Genomic DNA, 18,436 nt, shown 5'->3' with positions numbered 1-18,436 from the left:
TCATAGTTGCAGGATTATTGCGTTTCGAATGGGGCGTCACACAATGAATCAGCTAGATCGCTTTGATCGAACAATATTGAAGCTGATGCAGCAAGACGCGTCACTGAGCTATGCTGAAATCGGAAATCAGGTAAACCTGTCAGCTTCTGCGACGCTTCGCCGGGTGCAACGCATGAAAGAAAATGGCACTATTCTTGCCGTTCGTGCGATTGTCGATCCCGATCATGTTGGTCACCCTTTGACGATCATCGTCGATATTTCACTGGAAAGCGAAAGTGCAGCGGATTTCGAAAACGTCAAAGACGGGCTAATTCGTGATCCCTTTGTCCAGCAATGCTATTATGTAACAGGCGACGCCGATCTGATCGCAATTATCCTTGTACCCAACATGACGGATTATAAGGCCTTCACCGAAAGGCATTTCGTCGGAAATACGAATATCAAGCGTTTCAAAACAACCGTCGCAATGGATCGTTTGAAGGTTAGCAGCATCGTCCCAGTTTGACGCTATGCGTTGCCTAAACACAACGCGTCAGGTAGCGGCCAATCCACATGACCAATAAACTCACCGAAATCTGCGCCACCAAGCGCTCCGAAGTCGCTGCGCGCAAGCCGCAGGGCCTTTCGCACTGGCCCACCCCCTCCCCCGTTCGCGGGTTTGAGGCGGCGTTGCGGGCCAAAGCGGGCAGCGGTTTTGCGCTGATCGCTGAAATCAAAAAGGCCAGCCCTTCCAAAGGCCTTATCCGCGCCGATTTCGATCCGCCGGCCCATGCCCGAGCCTATGCAGCAGGTGGAGCGGCCTGCCTTTCAGTGTTGACTGACGCACCCTATTTTCAAGGACATGAGGATTATCTGATTGCCGCGCGCGCCGCTTGCGATTTGCCGGTGATCCGTAAGGATTTCATGGTCGATCCCTGGCAATGCGCCGAGGCGCGCGCGATCGGGGCGGATGCGATTTTGATTATCGTCGCGGCGCTGGAAGACGCCGAAATGGTGGAGATCGAGACGGCGGCGCGCGAACAACGCTTGGACGTTCTGGTCGAGGTGCATGACGAAGCCGAAATGGAGCGTGCACTCACAAAGCTCCAGTCGCGGCTGATCGGCGTCAACAACCGCAACCTCAAGACCTTCGAGGTTGATTTGGCGACCACCGAACGCTTGGCGGGCATGGTGCCTGACGATGTGCTGCTGGTGTGCGAAAGCGGCATCGGTTCACATCCCGATTGCGTGCGGATGGCCCAAAGCGGTGTGCGGACTTTCCTCGTCGGGGAAAGCCTGATGCGGCAGGATGATGTCGAGGCGGTGACGCGGGCTTTGCTGACTGGGAATTAGCGCACGCCGGTGCCTTTTTTCCAAGCATGCGCCCATTTCATCGGCTAGAAACCGAAAACGTCTAAATCTGGAGAGGCGCGTTTATGCTTCGTTTTGACCTGCATCTTGCCCTTCCGGCCCTGTTGCTAGCCACTACTCCTGCAGTTGCTAAAAGCGCATTTGAGCATCATCTGACGCTCAACTGCCCCTCAAAAAAGGCTGGAATGTTAAAGGCGAAGCGGTTCAGCACGCTCGACCTGGCTTTGAAGACCGTCCATGCAAAGGCAGATCCAAAGGACGAAATGACATTTCAGGACCTTCAGGATGGCAAGAAACCGCCCGAAATATCCCAGCAAATGATCGATGATCGCGTTGCCAGCGCCTATGCAGAATTCGACAAAGTACTGATCGAATGCCAGCAGGAAAATGACTGGACCGATGACGAACGCGAGTTTGCGCGTGAACATGCGATCAGCGCCGCGGGGCTATACCGCTCAAATTGGGCATTGGGGCGCGTACCGGATGATACGATGTTTGCCCATTACAACAATGAGGATCTGACGCAGGCTGATGCCGATGCCATGTTCAACGATACATTCCAAACACGTCCGGTTTTTGCAACGATAATCAACGATCTTGCTGCGTCCGAATGGGCGAAAGAATTGGACGTAAAGCTGGATTTCAACGATTCTTATACGCGGTCTCTGGTTGCTGATGTCTTCAAGTCACGCACGACGCAAGACATGATGAAGCAGCAATTTGACCAGAGTGCGGAGCAACGGTTCGGCGAGCAGAAATAGCTTCCGCAATACGACCACTCGACATGCTGCCTCCAAGACGGCGAGAGCTTGATGCGGCAAGCTGTTGTCGAGGTGACGATGCGGGCTTTGCTGACTGGGACCTAGACTATCCATTAAGTTCGGTCATTTGTTTCACGCAAAGGACGCGAAGATTTTGAAGATGTCGGCTTACGCTTGGCGCGCAGCGCCCCTCATAAATGCTGTAGTCTTTAGGATCCCTTCGGGATCGGTTTTCGCCACCCTTTTAATAATCCTCGCGTCTTTCGCGTGAAACAAACTGGCTCAACCTCTCGACAGCGCACTCCGGCCAAGGCATTACAACGGCCATGACCAAACTCACCCACCTCGACGAAGCAGGCAATGCCGCGATGGTCGATATTTCCGCCAAGGATGCCACCCTCCGTGAAGCTGTGGCGGAGGGGCGGATATGCATGTCGGCAGAGGCGCTGGCGGCGATTAAAGAGGGCGCGGTCAAAAAGGGTGATGTGCTCGCTACAGCACGTATCGCCGGCATTATGGCGGCGAAGAAGACCAGCGAGTTGATCCCGCTCTGCCACCCGCTGGCGCTTTCAAAAGTTGCGGTCGATTTCGAGTTTGAGGAGGACGGCATCCGCGTCACCGCACTCGCCCGGTTGACTGGGCAGACCGGGGTCGAAATGGAAGCGATGACGGCGTCGTCGGTGGCGCTGCTCACCATTTACGACATGGCCAAGGCGCTCGACAAGGCGATGGTGATTTCAGGCGTGCGGCTGCTTTCAAAAAGCGGAGGCAAATCGGGGGATTGGCGCGCGGCATGATTTCGGTCGAGGAAGCGCAGGCGCGGATTTTGGCGCTGATAGAGCCGGTTGAAACTGAACGCGTCACTTTGGCAGAAGCAACTGGACGATGGGCAGCTGAGGATGTGCTCGCCTTACGCACACAGCCTGCGCGCGATTTGTCGGCCATGGATGGCTATGCAATCCGCTTTGCCGACGCTGCCGGGCCTTGGACCATGATCGGCGAGAGTGCGGCTGGCCGGCAATTTCAGGGCAACGTTGCTTCAGGCGAAGCGGTGCGCATCTTTACAGGTGCGGTGGTTCCCGAAGGTGCCGACACCGTCCTCATCCAAGAAAATGTTGCGCGCGAGGGGGACCTTGTCACCCTGACAGGCGATGCGGTGCAAAAGGCTGGCCAGAATGTGCGCCGTGCCGGGGGCGATTTTGTTATGGGCGCAGTCGTTGTGCCTACGGGTGCTGAATTGCACGCGCGCCATATCGCATTGGTGGCAATGGCGGGACATGGTGCGCTTTTGGTGCATCGCAAACTAAAGGTTGCGCTGGTTTCGACGGGCAATGAACTGGTGACGCCTGGCGAGCCATGTGCAGAGGATCAGATTCCGGCCTCAAACGGGGTGATGCTGGCGGCAATGCTGCGCGGATTGCCTGTCGAATTGAGCGAATTTCCCGCTGTCGAGGATGATCTGGAGGCACTGACTCGACAATTCCGCGCGTTGACAGACCATGACATCATCGTGACGACTGGTGGAGCTTCGGTGGGCGATCATGACCTGATCGTGCCTGCACTGAAGGCTGCGGGTGGCGAAATCGTCTTCTGGAAAATCGCGATGCGCCCGGGAAAGCCAGTGATTGCCGGGCGATTGGGCGATGCGGTAGCTTTGGGCTTGCCTGGTAATCCGGTGTCGGCATTTGTTACGGCGATGCTCTATCTGCGCCCGTTGATAGCGCATCGGTCTGGCGCAGGTGACCCGTTGCCGCAGCGACTCACGGCTACGACTGCTGTTGATCTTGCCGCCAATGGCCCGCGCACCGACCATCTGCGAGCTAGGCTGGTCGATGGCAAATTGATGCCGGTCGGTGCCAATGACAGCGCGATGCTGGGAGCACTTTCAGAGGCTAATGCGTTGATAATACGTCCTTCCAATGTTGGATTCACCCCCGCTGACAGCGAAGTGCCCTATTATGCGCTAACATAGGTCAGATGTCTCTGAATGACAGGCACTTGACAACACCCCCCTTTGTTTCCTAATCGTTCCACATCTGTTCAACCAGGCAGGAACAAAACATGTTGACCTCCAAACAGCACGCGCTTCTGATGTTCATCCACGAACGCCTCGAAACATCCGGCGTTTCGCCCTCTTTCGAGGAAATGAAAGAGGCCCTCGACCTCAAGAGCAAGTCGGGTGTGCACCGGCTGATTGGTGCGCTAGAAGAACGCGGTTTTCTTCGCCGTCTTCCCAATCGCGCTCGCGCTCTGGAAGTGGTCAAGATGCCCGACGGCGGCAGCGCCCGTTCGCTCTCGCAAAACGAGGCGGTCAATGCGAAGGTCGCGAATATCGCCGATCTTCGCCCTGCTCCGGCCAAGACTTTGCCGGTCGCGGCCAATGATGTGATCGAGATTCCGTTGCACGGAAAGATCGCCGCCGGTGTTCCGATCGAAGCCTTGGAAGGCCAGAATTCGCTTTCGGTACCGGTGGCATTGCTGGGTTCGGGCGAACATTATGCGCTCGAAGTATCCGGCGACTCAATGGTCGAGGCAGGCATTCTCGATGGCGACTATGCCCTGATCCGCAAAACCCAAACCGCACGTGATGGTGAAATCGTGGTGGCGCTTGTTCGCGGAGAAGAGGCAACGCTCAAATATCTTCGCCGCGAAAATGGCCGTATCCGCCTTGATCCGGCAAACAGTAGCTATGACCCGCAATATTATGACGCAAACGAAGTTGAAGTTCAGGGACGGCTAGCTGGATTACTCCGCCGCTATCACTGAGTTTTCGTATCCGTATTTTTCAAAAGCGGCGGGGCTTTCCTCGCCGCTTTTTCTTTTGCGCGCCGTTCAGCCCGCGCTTGCAGGCTCAGCGGCGCATAGGCTGACCAGGGATGATGCGCATTTTCTGCCGCAACGCTGCTTATTTTCGCATCGGCCAGATAAAATGCCAGTCCGCCCGTTTTTTCAAGCAATGTGGCATCGGCCTTCAGCCAGCGCGGTTTGCAACTCCAGGGCAGCCACCTGCTGCTGATGACAATATCGCTACGCCGACAGGCCGCCGCCAGTTCCATGGACGGGATCATATAGTCTGAACGCAAGGCCAATATGCGCCAGTCACGTCTGCCTTTTTGCAGTGCAAATGTGCATCCGTCAGAATTGCAGACAGCACCGCGCATATCATCCAATGCTATCGCAACTTCCCCAACAGCCGCCGTTTCACCCAAGATCGAGCGGGCATATTCCCCCGCCCTTGGTCGTAGCAATGCCAGTTGTCCGTCCCCATAAACGACCGCCAAATGCTGACCATCGCCCGTCAACAACATATCGGGACGCGTGGCACTTAGCATCGCCGTGGTTGCAATCACCATCGGCCCCAGCGCCAGCCATCGCCAGCGTGACCCGAATATCGCGATGCCCAGCCCTGATAGTATCGCGGTTCCAAACGCCCAAACCGGCATTTCGGGCAACAGAGCAACCGCCCCCGGCGCAGCACTCACCGAATGGGCAATCCATAAAATTGCCGTTATGCCCTGCTTTGCCACCCACCAAAAGGGCGCCCCCAAACCCGACCAGACGACATCTGCCAAAAGGCCCAGCAACTGCGCTGGCATCACCAGAAACGTCGTCAGGGGAATAGCCGCTATGTTCGCCAGCGCGCCATAGAGCCCACTTTTGTGAAAATGAAACAAGGCAATCGGGGCCAGCACCAGTTCGATGGCCAACCCAGTCAGCAGCAGCCCCAGAAATTGCCGCATAATCCGTATCGGCAAGGTCTCCTCTCGCCGTTGCATAAAGTGTCGCATCCATTTGCTGTCGTGCAAAAGGATTATGGTTCCAACGGCTGCGAAACTTAATTGAAAGCTGGGCCCGGCCAGCGCCTCAGGCCAGAATAGCAGGACAAAAGTGGCACCAGCGGCAAGCAGGCGCAACGAGAGTGCATCGCGACCCATCGCCAAAGCGACGAGAATGAGCAAAGCAGCGATGCAAGCGCGAACGGTTGGCACCTCAGCACCAGTCAACAGCGTGTACAGCACCGCTACAACGGCAGCGCAGGCTGCCGACGCTAACGGCACCGACATGCGCAATGCCAGCCAAGGCCAAGACGCCAGCAGGCTTGCAATCAATATAAAAGTTCCGCCCACGACAGCGGTGACATGCAACCCGCTAACGGACAAAAGATGCGCCATTCCCGAATTGCGCAATGCATCTGCATCGACCTCTTCGATGCTGCCGCGGGTGCCGACCAGCAAAGCGCTGCCGACCGGACCGGTTTCCGCTCCCATCGCCAACTGGATCCGCGTCGACAATGCGTTTCGAGTGCTATTCCAGAAATCCTGCCGAACTTGGGGCGAAGAAACGATGTGCACCGGCCCCAAAATCCGGCCCGTGGCACCAATTCCGCTGAACCACGCTGTCCGTGCGAAATCATAACTTCCCGGCAAGGCAGGCCCCGGTGGTGGCATCAACCGCGCCTTGAATTTGATAACGCTTCCCGGCGCGATTTCGGGCGACGCGAGCTGCTTGTCGATATTCACCCGGATGATCAGAGGCAGTTCTCGATGCTGACCGACATATATTCGGTAACGGACAATATCGCGTGCCGACACATCCTCTATACTTTCGACACGCCCGTGCAGTTTGCCAATCCATGGCCTTTCCATAGGTTCGGCGCCGTACAGCCATGATTTTATTGTTATGGTGCCGAAGCCCAGCCCAATCAAAAAAGCGCCAACGAACATTAGCCCCTTCAGTCGCGACGATGGGCCAATGGAAAGTCCGAGCAATGCCGCGCCGGTGCAGCCACTGGCGATCAACCACCAATATTCAGCGCCGAAAACCTGCCAGATCGAAATTCCAAAACCGATCCCGACAGGAATCAAAAGTGGTAGGCGTTCCCGTTCAGATTCCAGCCAGTTTTCGACGAGCGATAGACAATTGCTGCCCGACGGGTCGACATCGATCGATACAGGTTCATCGATAGCAAATTGCATGTTGCGGCCAGCCCTGAAACCAGTGCGCCACCACAAAGTCTGTTATGCTTGTGTTTCAACGAGAAACAAGCCGTTTTCGACGCCCTTGACGCGCCGCACAAAACTGCGCAAGGAAGCCGCGACAAGGGGCATATTCCGACCTCGGTTTTGCTATGCCTGTATTTTCGTCTCCCGCCTTTTGTGAGGCTGCCAAAACTATAAAAACATACCGAATTTGGCGGTTTGACAGGAGTAAAATGAAATCGGCTTTCCCCGGCCAAATGAGTGAATGGAACGCGCATGACAAACAAGGTTGCGACTCTCAACTTGGGTGACCAGCAGGTCGACCTGCCAGTGGTATCGGGGACGGTGGGACCGGATGTCATCGACATCCGCAAGCTGTACGCCCAGACCGATTGCTTCACCTTTGATCCGGGCTTTACCTCAACCGCCAGCTGTGAATCACAGTTGACCTATATCGATGGCGACGAAGGTGTGTTGTTGCACCGCGGCTATTCGATTGAGGAACTGTCGGAAGAGTCGAGCTTCATGGAAGTGTCCTACCTGCTGCTAAACGGCGAATTGCCGTCGAAACAGGAACTGGAAGACTTCAGCTATACCATTTCGCGCCACACGATGTTGCACGAGCAGTTGGCGACCTTTTATCGCGGTTTCCGTCGCGACGCACACCCGATGGCGATCATGTGCGGTGTCGTAGGCGCACTGTCGGCATTCTATCATGACTCGACAGACATTGCCGATCCGTTGCAGCGCAAGATTGCCAGCCACCGACTGATAGCCAAGATGCCGACCATTGCGGCGATGGCCTATAAATATTCGGTCGGGCAGCCCTTTATCTATCCCGACAACAAGCTGTCTTACACCGGCAACTTCCTGCGCATGACCTTTGGCGTTCCGGCTGAAGAATATGAAGTCATCCCTGCTGTCGAACAGGCGCTGGATCGCATCTTCATACTGCATGCGGACCATGAACAAAATGCGTCGACCTCGACCGTGCGCCTTGCTGGTTCGTCGGGGGCCAATCCCTTTGCCTGCATTGCAGCTGGAATTGCCTGCCTCTGGGGCCCGGCACATGGCGGTGCCAATGAAGCGGCTCTCAACATGCTGCGCGAAATTGGCACGCCCGACAAGATTCCGCACTATATCGCGCGCGCCAAGGACAAGAACGATCCGTTCCGCCTGATGGGCTTTGGCCACCGTGTGTACAAAAACTACGATCCACGTGCGACGGTCATGCAAAAAACGGTGCGCGAAGTGCTGACCGCGCTCAAGGTCAATGATCCCATTTTCGAAGTCGCGATGCAGCTTGAGGAAATGGCGCTTAACGACCCCTATTTCATCGAGAAAAAGCTGTTCCCGAATGTCGACTTCTATTCTGGCATCATCCTGTCGGCGATCGGTTTCCCGACTACAATGTTTACCGTTCTTTTCGCCCTCGCCCGTACCGTGGGTTGGGTCGCACAGTGGAATGAAATGATTTCCGATCCCGGCCAGAAAATCGGCCGTCCGCGCCAGTTGTACACTGGCCCGACTGCACGTCCGTACGTGCCGGTCGGCAAGCGCTAGGTTAAAATCCGAAAGGACTATGAGGTTGGCAGGCTGAGCGTAAATCGCGCTCCGCCTGCTGTGCCTTCTTCAACGATCAAGTCGCCGCCCATGGCGCGTGCAAGTTTGCGCGAAATGAACAGCCCAAGTCCGCTGCCACCATCTCCCGAACGCCCCAGTCGTTCGAACTTGGTGAACACCCGTTCGCGGTCTTCTTCAGGGATGCCCGGCCCGTCATCCTCGACCGAAATCGACGAAGCAGCAGGGTCAATAGTGATCCGTATCTCCGTGCCGCCGGGCGAATAGCGGATGGCGTTGCCGACAAGATTGAGCATTATCTGCAAAACCCGACGAAACTCGCCAACGACTTCGCATTGGGTCGCCTCATCAGGGTGAACTAGGGCAATCTGGTGGTCCGCCGCCTTGAGTGCCAGTAAACCGGAAACACGGCGGGCTATATCGCCAAACTCGACTGGTTCCCGAGCAACTTTGAACTCCGGCCTGTCGATCGCGTCCAGGTCTTCCAGATCTCCAACCAGTTCCGAGAGATGTTTCGCCGCCGACGCGATATCTTTTGCATAGCTTGAATATTGTTCGAGGACCGGCCCATTCAGTTCTGAACCAATGGTTTCGGCGTTGGCCAAGATGCGGCCTAATGGCTGGCGCACCGCACTCGCAAAATGCCTCCCCAGCCCCATTCCGCTATTATGTTGTCGCGTAACTTCCTTCGAACTATCCTGATCAGCAACACCCACTTCTGGCATCAGGAAAACCAGATGCACACCTACAACTTTGTTCACGCCGGACTTGACAACATCTACCAGTGCCTCGCGTTCCGTTCCGGTCGAACGTTGCCTGATACTCAGCCTATCCGGTATTCCGTCCGGCGATTTCAATAGATCCGCAATTGTGCCTTGCTGATCGACAAGCTCAAAATGGTCATCAAACCCCGCGGCTATAAAGTCATCGCCGAACAGTTCCAACAACGTGCCAGACGCCCGCAATACAACCGCGGCATGGTTTATCTGCATCGATAGTGGAAATTTCCGATCCGGCGTTTGGATCAGACTGCTTTTAAACGGCTGCGACGTGGGGTGTGACGAATCCCGTTCCTGCCAACCAACGACCGACAGTTGCACATTCTGATTCTGTTTTTCGGCCTCTACCCAGAGTTCGATGTCGTGATCCTTGTCTGCAACAAACACAGATCGTTCAAACCGCAGCCCGGTCCGCAAGCATAGAAAGGCGAGATCGAGCAGGCCGGGAACGGCCAAGATTCCCCCTTCATGCCCACTGTTCGAAATATGCAGCCTGCGTATCGCTGCGTCTGCAGCAATCAGCCGACCATCCTGATCGACAACACATTTTATCGGAAGTGCAAGGCGCGCTGGTAGAATTTGCATCACCCATGCCTCGCATTAGTTTCTGCACCAAGCCGCCAACGCAGAATCGCCGACCTCGCTTCTTCTGTTTTGAGTACCGCAAACTGTTCCAGCAACTCGGGCAGTCGATAATCGTCGGCGCGCAGGCCGCGCAGGTACTGCACAATCGACATTGCCGTTGCCGCATCGCAATCTCTCGCCCGCAATAGGACCAGGAAGGGCGCGACTGAATCTTCGTCGATAAAGCGCAATATCCTATCATGGCTAATCCGGAATTCCTGTGCCAAACCGCTTGCATATAATGAGAGACCGGCAAGGACCGGATCGGCCAATTTGGCGCGCTTATCATCGGGTAAGAAATAGACGAGTTTTGCGGCAGCTGCATTCAGAGTCCGGGATTCATCATGCCTTGAAAGGAGTATATTGCCGGCATCAACATAGGCCCGAGAATCTCCGGCAGAAGCGGATTGAAACACTGCCACTACCCGCCACAACAGCAGGTGTAATAGCTCGGCAGGCATCTGGTCGATCAGACGTTCGGGCGTATGCAGTTCCAAACTATTTTCTGCAACCAACAAATTTCGGGCCGATTGAGCGAGGGAGGAATCCTTGCTGTCAAGCATCTCCACCGCGATTTGCCGGAATATGTCGGGCCGGCCTTCATTCACCCGGCGCGAAATATGTTCTTCCGCAATGCGTGCCAAAGCAAATTCCAGCAGCGCAGGTTCGCGCAGCAAACCGGAACGGCACAAAATATCCCAACTGCGCGGGACCGCATCGTTCTGTTCAACGCCGAGTCCGGATTCGATACCGCGTACAAGCATTTGCAGAACCAACCTGACCGACGCCTGCATCGCCTCACTGGGCGTGTGCTGGACGCGCGGAAACAGCAGCTGCGCGAGATCATCGCACAACATCTGCGCATCTATCGCAGAGGCGGTTGCTGCGTTTAGCAGCTCGGGGCTTTCAGCGTCTCCCAGATTCCTATCCGATGTTACTGGAACTACGCCTTTGATATAGGGTTTTCGGGGTTAATTTGAATTTAACTGTCCGGCAGTTCGCTGTTGCTGCCAAAGACTCCAGATATTCAGCGCAAGAATGGCCGCTATGCTGACCTTGGATGCCAGCGCCAGAGCGCCAAAGGCGAAACCCGCAATGAGCAAGATGGCGACGGTCAAAGGTGATACCAACCGAACCAACCTGGAAGTCGGCGCCATATGAGACATCAAGATCAACCCGGATCCGATAGCCGTCAGAAATATCGCATCGGAAAGCGTTTGCCCGCCACGCCACAACGTAGTCGCAACTGTTGCGAGCGCAATGACTTGGCCAGCTATTCGCAAATAATCTTTTGATTTACTGAAATATTCTGTCGATCGAATTTGCTGCCTAAAGACGTCGAGGCATAGTGCCGAAATCAACAATGCCAGTGCCCACCCCGGAAAGTTCGCATAAGCCAAACCTGCAGAGGACAGCGATAGTGCAATCGGAGCATAGTTAACCAAGGCAGGCAGCCAAGGGGTCTTCGATACGGGCGAAATCAACCGGTGGCCCAAAGCTCCAATCGCAGATTCAAGCACTCCAAGCTCATGGCCTGCCGACAAAATGGTCGCAGCAACTTTTTCATATTCCGATTCATTTGAAATTTTGAGCAGCGAACCATCTGTTATCCGTTGCTGGCTGATCGTGATTTCCTTGGCCCCCAGTTGCAAAGCATGGCGCAGCAGAAAGGACGCCAGATTCCAGCCCTCTGGCATAGACGTCGAATATTGGAGGAAATTGGCCTCCAAAGCGGCGATCCCTGACCAGCGCCGGTTCAGATCAATGCGTTCGAACCGATTATTGGCCGGTTCTTCTTCAACTATGCCAACGCTGTTCGATTTCCAGCGCAAAGCATCCTGCAGCGATACATCGTCAACCCATATGTCCGGAGAAATCAACAGGAACGGATGCTGGAAGCCAACAGCATCTGCGGCGCTGCCGTTTGACCGCATCAGACGCACATTGTTGCCGTCCACACGCAATTGCTCGATCAGATGCGGCAATTCAGCAGGAACAGCGTCGACGGATATGATGATGTCACTTACGCCAAACCGCTGCAGTTGCTTTGCCTGATGAAAAATGGCGGGTTTTCCAAATATTCTTGGCAAGGCTGTCGGCATGCCTGCATCATCGAGCGGTGCTTCAACGCAGATCAACGCACATTGAATATGGGGAATATTCTGCAATGGATCGGGCATCGCACCGCTATGCCGTTCGCAGACAAATTGCCAAGCAGATTCTGACCGACGGAAACGTCAGCAAGTTCTGAACGGAGATTTAGGCGCCCTGCTCGATCTGACTGAGGAACTTCACCAGCTTGCGTACAACGACCGGATCACCTGGGGCACCGGCATTAGCTTCATCGGCCAACGACATCATCTCTGTGGCACCAAAGCTTGCGGCCAGGCCCTTCAGACGAAAACAGCAATATTGCCAATTCGCATCACAACGCGATCGGCCAAGCAAATCAATCTGCCGCTTTGCGCTGTCGATGAATGCATGGCGCAATTCCGCCACCAACGCAGCATCATCGCCCGCCGCGGCACTCAAAGATGTGTCAAATGCGCCATAGTCCATTGCCATAATGCTATATTTATCCACAGGCAGGTTAACTTTGCGTTTCAACAGTCCTAAATTGTGGTAAATGTGTCCCATGACGGCACAATCCAAGATAGTCGAAATCGGCCGCTCGCAGAGCGAAACAGGCCCTTCCGAAATTATTGCTGACGAGCAGATGGAAGTTCAGAACGAACTTTCGGAAACACCGTCATCAGAAGAATATATGGAAAGCGAATGGCTCGATGCCGTTGAGCCGGTGCGACCTTGGGGCAAAATTCTGCTGATGCTTACACTGTCGGCAGCGGCAATTGGCTGGACGGGGTTCTTCATTTGGGCGCACTTGCCAGAAATATGGTCTCTTCCCGCGCCGGACAGGATAAGCGGGCTGATTGTGCAATGGTCGGCTCCGATCGCCGTAATTGCCCTATTGTGGCTTCTCTCGTTGCGCATGAGTTCGACTGAGGCCAAACGTTTCGGTGATGTAGCCGCGCTGTTGCGGGTTGAGAGTGATGCGCTGCAAGAACGGATGCGCAATGTGAATGGTGAGATTGCATTAGCGCGATCATTCCTTGCCGAAAATGCAAAAGAGCTTGAATCTATCGGCAGGCTTTCGTCTCAACGGCTAACCGAAGCTGCGACGCAATTGAGCACCGCATTGACAGATTCTGATGAGCGGGCAAAAATGCTGCAGGTTGCCAGCAACGCGGCGGTGACCAATCTTGAGCAACTTCGCAATCATTTGCCTGTCGTGACCAGCGCGGCAAAGGATGCGACAAATCAAATTGGTATCGCGGGAAATACTGCGCATAGCCAGATTCAGGCGATCATAGGCGTTCTGAAGGCGATGGACGAAGACGCCGCGCGCGCGAATGATACGCTTCAGTCTCTCGACACACAGATCAGCAAGAGCACCGCGTCTCTTGGCGAGAAACTCTCGGCTACAAGCAGCCATCTTTCTCAGACCGTGCAACAGTCCGAAGATCAGGCCAAAACCATGCTCGCGGCGCTTGCAACCGGCGTCACCGAGGCCGAGCAGCGTTTGATTGATACCGCAAACCAGCTTGATGACAGGATGGCCACAAGCCACCAGCGGCTAGAGGGCAATCTGGGCAGCTTGGGCGAAGCGATTGCGCATCTCGAGGCCGTCAGCGACGCGCAGGATTCAACCAGCAAAGCGTTGCTTGCTCGAGTTAAGGAATCAATCGTCGAATGCAGAAGCGAATTGTCCAAATTCGGCGATGATGCGAGCGATAGCATCGCCAAGCTGGCGTTTAGTGTATCGGCGCTCAATGAGCGTGGCGAAGAGCTCGACGGAAGACTGGCTCACACTCAGGAGCAAACCGAGTCCTTGATTCAACAAGCTGGGCAAATGCGGGCAAGCATGGAGGGCATTGCAGACGAAACCGCCGAGCGGCTTGTTTCCCAGCTTGATCGGGTCAACGCAATGTTTGCAGAAGTTCAGGCCGCATTTTCGTCAATCAATAGCGGTTTGACAGAGGCGGACAGCGGGACCAACGCTTTGATCCAATCGGCGTCATCGCTCGAACAGTTGGTGTCGGCCCAACGAAATGCCCTCGCCAACCTGAACGAAAGCTCTGCAGAATATCTGACTGCACAGCATGAACAGGTGGACATTTTGTCGGCAGCGATTGTGCATACACGCACTGCGCTTGAAGAACTTTCGGGCATAGCCAATGAACAGCTTGTAGCATCATTGCTGCGTGTGCGTGAGACGACCAAACAGGCGGCCGAAGCAAGCCGCAAGATTGTTGATGAAGAAATGGCAACCGTCGCAGACAAGATGAACGAGCGCAATCGTGTTGCCATCGAATCTGCGGTGGACGAGCAGGTGAAAGCTCTTGATTCGGCCATGCGCGATGCGTTTGACCGCAACCTGACACTAGCAGCGGACGTTGAAGAACGGATCGGTTCACAGCTCAAACTGGTGGACGAAATGGCAGCCAATCTCGAACAGCGTGTCAACGAAGCGCATACCTCCTTTGCCGGACTAGACGATGAGGGTTTTGCCCGTCGCATGGCACTGCTGACCGAATCCCTGAACTCCGCCGCGATCGATGTAGCCAAAATCCTGTCTAACGAAGTGACCGATACCGCATGGGCCGCCTATCTGAAGGGTGATCGCGGAGTGTTTACGCGCCGTGCGGTGCGACTCCTCGACAGTGGCGAGGCAAAGATTATTGCCGCGCATTATGATGAGGACGCCGAATTCCGCGAGCATGTGAACCGCTATATCCACGATTTTGAATCAATGATGCGCGTCTTGCTGAGTACCCGCGATGGCAACGCCATCGGCGTTACCCTGTTGTCTTCGGATGTAGGTAAACTCTATGTCGCGCTCGCCCAGGCGATCGAGCGGTTGCGCAACTAATCGCTGGACGCTTCTGGACCAGCAATCAGGAAATCAAAGCTATGCCGGTCGACCCAGCCATAGCTGTAATTAGCGTAGAATAGACCAAACGCAGCAGCCGACAGTAATGTCGTCCGCAACAGGATCAGGCCCGGCCTGAAATTTCCGGGTACACCATCTGCCTGTCCGAGAATCTTTTCAATTCCGAGTTCTTCCTGACTGCGAATGCCGATTGGCAAGATAACGAACGCGCTCAACACCCAGAAAAGAGCGTAAATCGCAATAATGGACGTCCAGTTCATGCAGTTTCCACGATCAGCACATCGACAATAGGTTTCTTACCCGTCCAGCTAGTGGCTACCCGGCGAACGGCAAGACGTAGATTCTCCCGTAGGTCGCTGAGATCGCCGCGCCAGTCACGTACGGCTTTTTCTGCGGCGGCATTGGCTTCATCTAGGAAGTCTTCAATCTCGGCTTCGATCGGAATGCCATGCAATCGTATCACCGGATCGCCCAGCAGGTTATTGTCGCCATCCAGCGCCACGGCAACGTTGATGATGCCATACCAGGACAGGCGGCGACGTTGCGTAATCGTATCGCCGTCAGATGCGATAATCGTGTCGCCATCCAGCACAAGCCGTCCAGTGCGTTCATTGCCGACCTGCTGAGGGCCCTTGGGCGCGAGGCGGATAACATCGCCGTTTGACTGGACAATGGTCTTGCGAACGCCCTGTTCCTGCGCAAAGCGAGCCTGTTCGGCCATGTGACGACGCTCGCCATGCACGGGCACCAGTATTTCAGGCTTCACCCATTCATAGAGCTTGGCAAGTTCGCTGCGACCCGGATGGCCGGAAACATGCACATGCGCCTGCTTTTCGGTGACCATGATGATGTTCCGCCGCGCTAGCTGGTTCATCACATGGCCGATCGCCATTTCATTGCCGGGAATCTGTTTCGACGAGAAGATGACAGTGTCACCCTCCTCCAGCTTCACAGGATGGTTGCCCTCTGCGATACGGGCCAAAGCAGCGCGCGCCTCCCCTTGCCCACCGGTCGCGACCACCATCACCTGATTGCGCGGGAAGGCATCGACAGCCTCCATATCGACCATTTGGGGCAGGTTTTTGAGGTAACCCGTTGCTTGCGAAGCCTCGACAATCTTGTGCAGCGACCTACCCGCAAAGCATAGCTTTCGTCCGGCTTCGCGCGCAACATCGGCAAGCGTCTGCAAACGCGCCGAGTTAGAAGCAAAGGTGGTCACAACCACCCTTCCCCGCGCCTCGGTCACATGTTTGAGCAGATCAGAATGGACACTAGCCTCGCTACCGCTGGCCTTGTCGTTAAAGACATTGGTCGAATCGCAGACCATCGCAAGGATGCCCTCGTCGCCAATCGCCGTCAGTTGTTCAGCACTAGCAGGCGTACCGATCACGGGGGTTTCGTCCAGTTTCCAATCGCCGGTGTGGAAGACCTTGCCATAGGGCGTATCGATAACCAGCGCGCTCATTTCAAGGATGGAGTGCGCGAGTGGAACGAAACGGATATCGAACGGGCCAAGATTGATCTGCCCTTCCATCGGCACAATGTTCAGGTCGACTTCGTTGGCGATGCCCTGCTCATCGAGTTTGCCCTTGATCAGCGCAGCGGTAAAGGGCGTCGCATAGAGCGGCACGCCCAAGTCAGCTGCGAAGAACGGCACGGCACCGATATGATCTTCATGCCCGTGGGTGAGGATGATACCGAGCAGATCGGCCTTGCGGTCTTCGATAAATTCAAGATCGGGCATGATCAGGTCGATGCCTGGATAGTCTTCATGGCCGAAGGTTACGCCCAGATCGACCATGATCCATTTGCCCTGGCAGCCATAGAGGTTGGCATTCATGCCGATCTCGTCCGACCCGCCAAGCGCGAGGAACAGAAGTTCATTTTTTGGAGTTGTCATGCCCCGCCTTCGCGGTTTGCATAGAGCTTGGCAAGCCCGCGCAGTGTCAAATCGGGTTCAACCCTGTCGAAAAGATGGCTGTGCTGCTGGAAAAGTGCTGCCAGCCCGCCGGTTGCGATAACTTTGACGGGACGGCCAATCTCCGACTTCATTCGCCCGAGCAGGCCTTCGATTAGCCCGACATAGCCGAAATAGATGCCAATCTGCATTTGGCCCACCGTATCGCGACCGATGACACTCTGCGACGGCGGCGGTTCGATGGCGATGCGCGGCAGCATCGCGGCGGCATTATAAAGCGCATCGAGTGACAGATTTATACCCGGGGCGATGCTGCCGCCCAGATAAGAGCCGTCGGTACCTATATGATCGAAAGTCGTTGCCGTGCCAAAGCTGATGACAATCTTGTCGACTCTGGGTTCTAGTGCCTGTGCGGCAATGGCATTAACGGCGCGGTCCGCACCCAGCGCGCGCGGCTCATCGACTTTCAGCGCAATGCCCCAGCTGACCGGTTCACGCCCGGCGACAAGGGCTTCAATGCCGAAATATTTTTGGCTCAGTACCTGTAGGTTGTGCAACGCACGTGGGACAACGGTTGCGATGATGACCGCGTCGATGTCACTGCGCTTATGCCCCTCCATCTGCAGCAACTGATCAAGCCAAACGGCATATTCATCGGCCGTGCGCCGCGCATCGGTGGCTATCCGCCAACGCTGCACGATTTCGCCTGCGTCATCGACCAATGCGAATTTCACGTTGGTATTGCCGTTGTCGACCGCGAGAAGCATGACCCTGTCCTTATCAAATCAGGAATATATCGGCGGCGTGAATGGCACGAATTGCACCGTCCGCCAAGCGCAGGCTGAGCGCACCATCGTCACCCAACCCCGCAAACAAGCCATCCACCTGCTCGCCGTCGGGCAGATTGACGCGCAGGGCCGTGCCTATGGGATGCGCCGCTGCTTCCCATGCACGCAGCAGGTTGCCCAAAGGCTGTTGCCGCCATTTCCGCAACCATGACGCGAACTGGTCTGCCAGAACCTCGCAAACCGCTTGCGGCGCGGGCGGGTTAGCACCCAATGCACGGAGATCGCTGACAGGTCGTCCGATATCCGCAGGGTGCCAGATCAGATTGATGCCAAACCCGGCGACAATTGCGTCGCCAGACCGTTCAAGCAGGATACCACAAAGTTTTTCGCCTTTGGCCGACATTACATCATTGGGCCATTTCAACTGGACTGCAACATCCGGCGCGATCAACTTGATTGTGTCATGGGCTGCAAGCCCCGCGACAAAGGCCAATGTCGAAGGCGACGGATCACCGGGCGACAGCAGCGCTATCGTGCTAGCATAAAGATTGCCTGCGGGGCTAACCCAGTCACGCCCCATGCGTCCCCGGCCACCACCCTGTTGATCGGCGCGCAGCCAGAGCCCCTCTGGCGCACCTATAACGGCGCGCGCAAGCAGATCTGCGTTGGTGGAACCGGTAAGTGCTACCTGCTCGAACAGTATGC

17 protein-coding genes are annotated in these 18,436 nt (G+C 55.6%); 8 read left to right on the top strand and 9 right to left on the bottom strand.

The features are described from left to right. The first annotated feature begins 43 nt into the window (after positions 1–43). The 6 genes from ABL922_RS00525 (at position 44) to lexA (ending at position 4,877) form a co-directional block, all read left to right on the top strand. Positions 44–505: an Lrp/AsnC family transcriptional regulator gene (locus tag ABL922_RS00525; protein WP_349022245.1), complete on the top strand. Its 462-nt coding sequence runs from the start codon at positions 44–46 to the stop codon at positions 503–505. Positions 506–552: 47 nt separating this feature from the next. Beyond that, positions 553–1,332, top strand: coding sequence for an indole-3-glycerol phosphate synthase TrpC (gene trpC, locus ABL922_RS00520; RefSeq protein ID WP_349022244.1), 780 nt, complete (start codon positions 553–555; stop codon positions 1,330–1,332). An 83-nt stretch (positions 1,333–1,415) separates the two neighbouring features. After that, complete coding sequence (locus ABL922_RS00515) at positions 1,416–2,111, top strand: hypothetical protein (protein WP_349022243.1); 696 nt, start codon at positions 1,416–1,418, stop codon at positions 2,109–2,111. A gap of 326 nt (positions 2,112–2,437) precedes the next feature. Then, positions 2,438–2,908 carry a cyclic pyranopterin monophosphate synthase MoaC gene (moaC, locus tag ABL922_RS00510; RefSeq protein ID WP_349022242.1) on the top strand — a complete coding sequence of 157 codons (471 nt, stop codon included), beginning with the start codon at positions 2,438–2,440 and terminating at the stop codon, positions 2,906–2,908. Then, complete coding sequence (gene glp / locus ABL922_RS00505; RefSeq protein ID WP_349022241.1) at positions 2,905–4,083, top strand: gephyrin-like molybdotransferase Glp; 1,179 nt, start codon at positions 2,905–2,907, stop codon at positions 4,081–4,083. The genes moaC and glp overlap by 4 nt, the downstream gene beginning before the upstream one ends. Positions 4,084–4,172: 89 nt before the next feature. Beyond that, positions 4,173–4,877: a transcriptional repressor LexA gene (gene lexA, locus ABL922_RS00500; protein WP_349022240.1), complete on the top strand. Its 705-nt coding sequence runs from the start codon at positions 4,173–4,175 to the stop codon at positions 4,875–4,877. On the opposite strand, the gene ABL922_RS00495 is transcribed toward lexA, so the two are convergent. Next, positions 4,871–7,087, bottom strand: a complete 2,217-nt coding sequence (locus ABL922_RS00495) for a ComEC/Rec2 family competence protein (RefSeq protein ID WP_349022239.1) — start codon at positions 7,085–7,087, stop codon at positions 4,871–4,873. The two genes, lexA and ABL922_RS00495, sit on opposite strands and share 7 nt — an antisense overlap. A gap of 279 nt (positions 7,088–7,366) precedes the next feature. On the opposite strand from ABL922_RS00495, the gene ABL922_RS00490 reads away from it, so the two are divergent. Beyond that, positions 7,367–8,653 carry a citrate synthase gene (locus ABL922_RS00490; RefSeq protein ID WP_349022238.1) on the top strand — a complete coding sequence of 429 codons (1,287 nt, stop codon included), beginning with the start codon at positions 7,367–7,369 and terminating at the stop codon, positions 8,651–8,653. A 17-nt stretch (positions 8,654–8,670) separates the two neighbouring features. Here ABL922_RS00490 and ABL922_RS00485 read toward each other — a convergent pair whose 3' ends face one another. From ABL922_RS00485 to ABL922_RS00470, 4 genes are all read right to left on the bottom strand, one after another. Beyond that, the gene (locus ABL922_RS00485; RefSeq protein ID WP_349022237.1) at positions 8,671–9,837 is read right to left on the bottom strand and encodes a HAMP domain-containing sensor histidine kinase; all 1,167 of its coding nucleotides are present in this window, start codon (positions 9,835–9,837) and stop codon (positions 8,671–8,673) included. 197 nt (positions 9,838–10,034) lie between these two features. Beyond that, positions 10,035–10,931 carry a hypothetical protein gene (locus ABL922_RS00480; protein ID WP_349022236.1) on the bottom strand — a complete coding sequence of 299 codons (897 nt, stop codon included), beginning with the start codon at positions 10,929–10,931 and terminating at the stop codon, positions 10,035–10,037. Positions 10,932–11,045: 114 nt separating this feature from the next. After that, complete coding sequence (locus ABL922_RS00475) at positions 11,046–12,254, bottom strand: hypothetical protein (protein ID WP_349022235.1); 1,209 nt, start codon at positions 12,252–12,254, stop codon at positions 11,046–11,048. Positions 12,255–12,333: 79 nt separating this feature from the next. Continuing rightward, a complete protein-coding gene (locus ABL922_RS00470; RefSeq protein ID WP_349022291.1) occupies positions 12,334–12,639 on the bottom strand; it encodes an Hpt domain-containing protein in 306 nt (101 codons plus the stop codon). A 70-nt stretch (positions 12,640–12,709) separates the two neighbouring features. On the opposite strand from ABL922_RS00470, the gene ABL922_RS00465 reads away from it, so the two are divergent. Then, positions 12,710–15,004: a hypothetical protein gene (locus tag ABL922_RS00465; protein ID WP_349022234.1), complete on the top strand. Its 2,295-nt coding sequence runs from the start codon at positions 12,710–12,712 to the stop codon at positions 15,002–15,004. On the opposite strand, the gene ABL922_RS00460 is transcribed toward ABL922_RS00465, so the two are convergent. From ABL922_RS00460 to ABL922_RS00445, 4 genes are read right to left on the bottom strand one after another with little or no spacing between them, the layout of a single operon-like run. After that, positions 15,001–15,285: a DUF1467 family protein gene (locus ABL922_RS00460; RefSeq protein WP_349022233.1), complete on the bottom strand. Its 285-nt coding sequence runs from the start codon at positions 15,283–15,285 to the stop codon at positions 15,001–15,003. The two genes, ABL922_RS00465 and ABL922_RS00460, sit on opposite strands and share 4 nt — an antisense overlap. Then, entirely contained in the window at positions 15,282–16,925 is a 1,644-nt protein-coding gene (locus ABL922_RS00455) for a ribonuclease J (protein WP_349022232.1), read from the bottom strand. Before ABL922_RS00455 ends, ABL922_RS00460 begins: the two co-directional genes overlap by 4 nt. Continuing rightward, on the bottom strand, positions 16,922–17,710 hold the full coding sequence (locus tag ABL922_RS00450; RefSeq protein WP_349022231.1) for a type III pantothenate kinase: 789 nt from the start codon (positions 17,708–17,710) through the stop codon (positions 16,922–16,924). The genes ABL922_RS00455 and ABL922_RS00450 overlap by 4 nt, the downstream gene beginning before the upstream one ends. 13 nt (positions 17,711–17,723) lie before the next feature. Further along, positions 17,724–18,431, bottom strand: a complete 708-nt coding sequence (locus tag ABL922_RS00445; RefSeq protein ID WP_349022290.1) for a biotin--[acetyl-CoA-carboxylase] ligase — start codon at positions 18,429–18,431, stop codon at positions 17,724–17,726. Positions 18,432–18,436: the final 5 nt, after the last annotated feature.

Origin of the sequence: Sphingorhabdus sp. (assembly GCF_040079335.1) — a bacterium.
Classification (GTDB): Bacteria; Pseudomonadota; Alphaproteobacteria; order Sphingomonadales; family Sphingomonadaceae; genus Sphingorhabdus_B.
The sequence above is the reverse complement of the archived record's forward strand: the minus strand, read 5'-3'. Positions and strand labels throughout refer to the sequence as shown.